Origin of the sequence: Micromonospora phytophila (assembly GCF_023656545.1) — a bacterium.
Lineage (GTDB): Bacteria > Actinomycetota > Actinomycetes > Mycobacteriales > Micromonosporaceae > Micromonospora > Micromonospora phytophila.
In genome coordinates this window covers 1-3,433 of record NZ_JAMOKF010000461.1, presented here as the reverse complement: position 1 = coordinate 3,433, position 3,433 = coordinate 1, and the positions used below count along the sequence as shown (strand labels likewise).

Here is a 3,433-nt window from a genome sequence, read left to right as displayed (position 1 = left end):
GTGCTGCCCTGCTGGTCAGCCAGCAGCGAGCACGACCTGACCGCGCCCGCGCTGGGTTTCCCGGCCGCGTCGGCGGCGCTGGCGACGGCGCTGGGCGAGCCGACCCTCGGCTTCGAGGCCCGGCAGGCAGCGCTGGCCCGGTTCGGTCGCTACGGCTTCGAGGCGGCCGCGGTGACCGGGCTGTTCGAGCTGACCAGCCTGCCCCCGGAGGGGGTCGCCCGGACCGCCGAGCTGCGCTTCGGCCATCCGTACGCGGTGGTCGCGGTCGCCACCGACTCCCGGCCCGACAGCGCGACCGGGCCGTGGCACGGGGTGCCGGTCTTCTCCGCCTGGGTCACCCAGCCGGAGGAACTGCCCGAGGCCGACGCCTGAGCCGATCAAGGTCGTGAGCGATGACGAAACGCCCGCCCATCAGGGCGGCGCTTCGGGTACGCCGCGGTTCAGTTACGGCCGCTCGCGACCTAAGCGACGAACGCCCGCCACGCCGCCGTGTCGAAGGCCAGCGTGCCGCCGTCGCGGTTCTTCGTGTCACGGACCAGGACGACGCCGGGAAGATTGTCCGCGACCTCCACACAGTCGCCGCCGTTGCCGCCGCTCTTCGTGCTCTTCCGCCACCGTGCGCCGGTCATGTCCATGATGCTGCCGCTTCTTTCAGGAGGTCCAGGGACCGACCTCGGGGAAGGGCCTCGCCCCGGATGCGTTCCCACCGACGCTCCAGCGTAGCAATCTCCGATGCCTGGTCGATGATCTGCGCGCGCGCCTGACTGTCCACATGCGCCACCCGCGTCCCGTCCGGCAACTCGGCGAACGTGAACGGCCCAGGGCCACGAAAAAAGGCCGAAGATTTCTGGCGCCGGAGTGTTCCTGACTCGGGCGGACGCCGAGGACGCCCAAACCCTGCTGGCGCCAAAGGTCGCATCCTGTTGGATCGAGACGCTCCCGGTCGCAATGTAGAAAGGCTGAGCAGACCAACGCGACACCACCACATCCTCATCCGCCGCCAACCGAGGCCCCGGCGCGTGACGGGCGTGCGCGTGCGCTCGCGCGCGGTCTTGCCGATGGGCGTGCATGTGGACAGGGCTTGTCATACGGGGCAGCCGGGGCCGGTAGCATAATTTGCCCGTGAGTTCGATCATCAAGTTCTTCGTCGCACCCGACAACTCGGCCGCGGCCAGCGTCGTGGAAAGCGGGCTTGGACCAGGCTTCGAGGCGGTCACCTACGGCAACTTCGACGTCTGGTTGACGCTTGAGGAGTGGGAGAGCCTCCTGATGGATCGGAACCTCGATGAACTCATAGCCGGCGGGGGTCCGGACGTAGTCAGCGGCGACGACACAGCTTTGGTTCTACTCGTCCCTTCTGATCTCACAAAGGCGTTGGCGGACGCCTGCGGCGAGACGCTGGGCAGGACCGCCGAGCGGTGGATCGAGTTGCGGTCCGAGGAAGGCGAAGCGATCGACGACGACTTGGCCCACGAACTCCTTGGTGAGGTCGCTGCTTTGGCAGCGAACGCAGCGCGAACGAAGAGTTCGCTCTACTGCTGGATCTGCTGAGCACCGGCCAGGAGGCGCACAACTGGCCGGTGGCCGCGCGCCGGATCAAGATCAGATGCACGCACCTGCCGCGAAGCGCTCGTCACCGACGGTGATGTCGGCACCGGTCGCCGGCGTCCGGACGTGCCGAATTGAGTGCGCGCTAGTTCGTCCGCCGATCACGGCTGGCGTGTCGGCCAAATTCCTCGCCGGACGAGGCGATCAAGGTGATCGAGCAGCTTCACCTCGCTGCGAGCCAGCCTCTCACGCTCGGGCGTCGGCAGATCGGCAAGCCGGTCCGGGAGGCGTTCGTTCCGCGGTACGAACACCATGGAACCGGAGTACTCGCGGCAGATCGAGCACCACGCCACGCCGACGCAGTGCTCGTAGAAGCCGTCGGAGGGCGCGTAGAGGCGGTACCTGTAGGAGTAGATCTCGCCGGCACACGCGACGGCGTCCCCACCACGGACCCCGTGAATCGTGCTGACTTTCGACCATGCCCACCTGGCAGACCTGCGCCCCATGGTCCTGATCTTCCCTGGTCGCGAGCCCAAGCCGCCATCCTGATCTGCCGCATTGGGCGTCAGTAGCTGCGCTCAGGCGAGGCGGGCGGCGCGCAGCGTGAGGTAGTCGCGTTCGGGACGGCTCGCGGTCATCCGCGCCGCGCGCAGGTAGCTCTCGCGGGCCGCGGCCGCGTCGCCGGCCTGGTCGAGCAGGTGGGCGCGGACCGCCTCGAGGCGGTGGGTGTGTGCCATCCGGTCGTCGACGTCGAGCGTGCCGAGGAGTGCCAGCCCGGCGCGAGGGCCGTGCACCATCGCGAGGGCGACGGCACGGCTCAGCGTGACGAGCGGGCCGGGCGCGACGTGGTCGAGGACGTCGTAGAGGGCGAGGATCTGCGGCCAGTCGGTGTCGTCGGCGGTCGCGGCCTCGTCGTGCAGCGCGGCGACGGCGGCCTGGATCTGGTACGGCCCGACCGGCCCGGTCCCCAACGTCCCGGTTACGAGCGCGACGCCCTCGGCGATCGCGGACGCGTCCCAGAGTTCGCGCCGCTGCTCGGCGAGGGCCACGATCGCACCGGCGGCGTCGGTGCGGGCGGCCCGCCGGGCGTCGGTGAGCAACATCAGCGCGAGGAGCCCGGCGACCTCGCCCTCGGCGGGCAGGAGCCGGTGCAGCAGCCTGGTCAGCCGGATCGCCTCGGCGGTGAGGTCGGTGCGATGCAGAACGGGCCCGGCGCTGGTGGTGTAGCCCTCGTTGAAGACCAGGTACAGCACGTGGAGGACGACGTCGAGCCGCGCCCGCCGCTGTTCGGCAGCGGGCAGCTCGAACCGGGCCCCGCACGCGCGGATGCGCTGCTTGGCCCGGACGATCCGCTTCGCGATCGTCGCCTCCGGCACCAGGAACGCGGCGGCGATCTCGGCGGTGGTGAGGCCGCCGACGGCGCGCAGCGTCAGGGCGAGCTGCGACGAGGGTGACAGATCGGGGTGGCAGCACAGGAACAGCAGGACGAGCGTGTCGTCGACGTCCGCCGCCTGCGACGCCCCGACCGGCTCGAGCACGGCGGCCTCCAGTTCCCGCCGCCGCCGGGCGCTGTCGCGGCGCCAGAAGTCGACCAGCGTCCGGGTCGCGACGGTCAGCAGCCAGGCGTGCGGCCGCTCCGGCACGCCGTCGGCCGGCCAGCGCTGGGCCGCCGCGAGCAACGCCTCCTGCACCGCGTCCTCGCACGCGTCGAACTGCCCGTGCCGGCGCACCAGCGTGCCGAGGACCCGCGGCGCGAGCTCGCGCAGCAGGTCCCCGACGGACTGGTCGCTCACCACCGCTTCACGACTGGGGCGGCTGGTGGTCCATGAGGCGGCGGACCTCCATCGGGAACTCGATGTAGGCGACCGCCCGCGACGCGATCTCA

4 protein-coding genes and 2 pseudogenes are annotated in these 3,433 nt (G+C 70.7%); 2 read left to right on the top strand and 4 right to left on the bottom strand.

What is annotated here, in order from left to right:
• Positions 1 to 372 (top strand): annotated as a pseudogene (locus NCC78_RS29575) (hypothetical protein); the annotation flags it as partial.
• An 89-nt stretch (positions 373 to 461) separates the two neighbouring features.
• Here NCC78_RS29575 and NCC78_RS29570 read toward each other — a convergent pair.
• Both NCC78_RS29570 and NCC78_RS29565 read right to left on the bottom strand, forming a co-directional pair.
• A complete protein-coding gene (locus tag NCC78_RS29570) occupies positions 462 to 635 on the bottom strand; it encodes a DUF397 domain-containing protein (protein ID WP_250798657.1) in 174 nt (57 codons plus the stop codon).
• A pseudogene (locus NCC78_RS29565) lies at positions 626 to 820 on the bottom strand (Scr1 family TA system antitoxin-like transcriptional regulator); the annotation flags it as partial. The gene NCC78_RS29570 and the pseudogene NCC78_RS29565, both read right to left, overlap by 10 nt.
• Before the next feature lie 302 nt (positions 821 to 1,122).
• Between NCC78_RS29565 and NCC78_RS29560 the strand changes: the two are divergent.
• Positions 1,123 to 1,551 carry a hypothetical protein gene (locus tag NCC78_RS29560; protein WP_250798656.1) on the top strand — a complete coding sequence of 143 codons (429 nt, stop codon included), beginning with the start codon at positions 1,123 to 1,125 and terminating at the stop codon, positions 1,549 to 1,551.
• Between the two features lie 158 nt (positions 1,552 to 1,709).
• Here NCC78_RS29560 and NCC78_RS29555 read toward each other — a convergent pair whose 3' ends face one another.
• Both NCC78_RS29555 and NCC78_RS29550 read right to left on the bottom strand, forming a co-directional pair.
• Complete coding sequence (locus NCC78_RS29555) at positions 1,710 to 2,054, bottom strand: hypothetical protein (protein WP_250798654.1); 345 nt, start codon at positions 2,052 to 2,054, stop codon at positions 1,710 to 1,712.
• A gap of 72 nt (positions 2,055 to 2,126) precedes the next feature.
• A complete protein-coding gene (locus NCC78_RS29550) occupies positions 2,127 to 3,341 on the bottom strand; it encodes an RNA polymerase sigma factor (RefSeq protein WP_250798653.1) in 1,215 nt (404 codons plus the stop codon).
• Between the last annotated feature and the right edge of the window lie 92 nt (positions 3,342 to 3,433).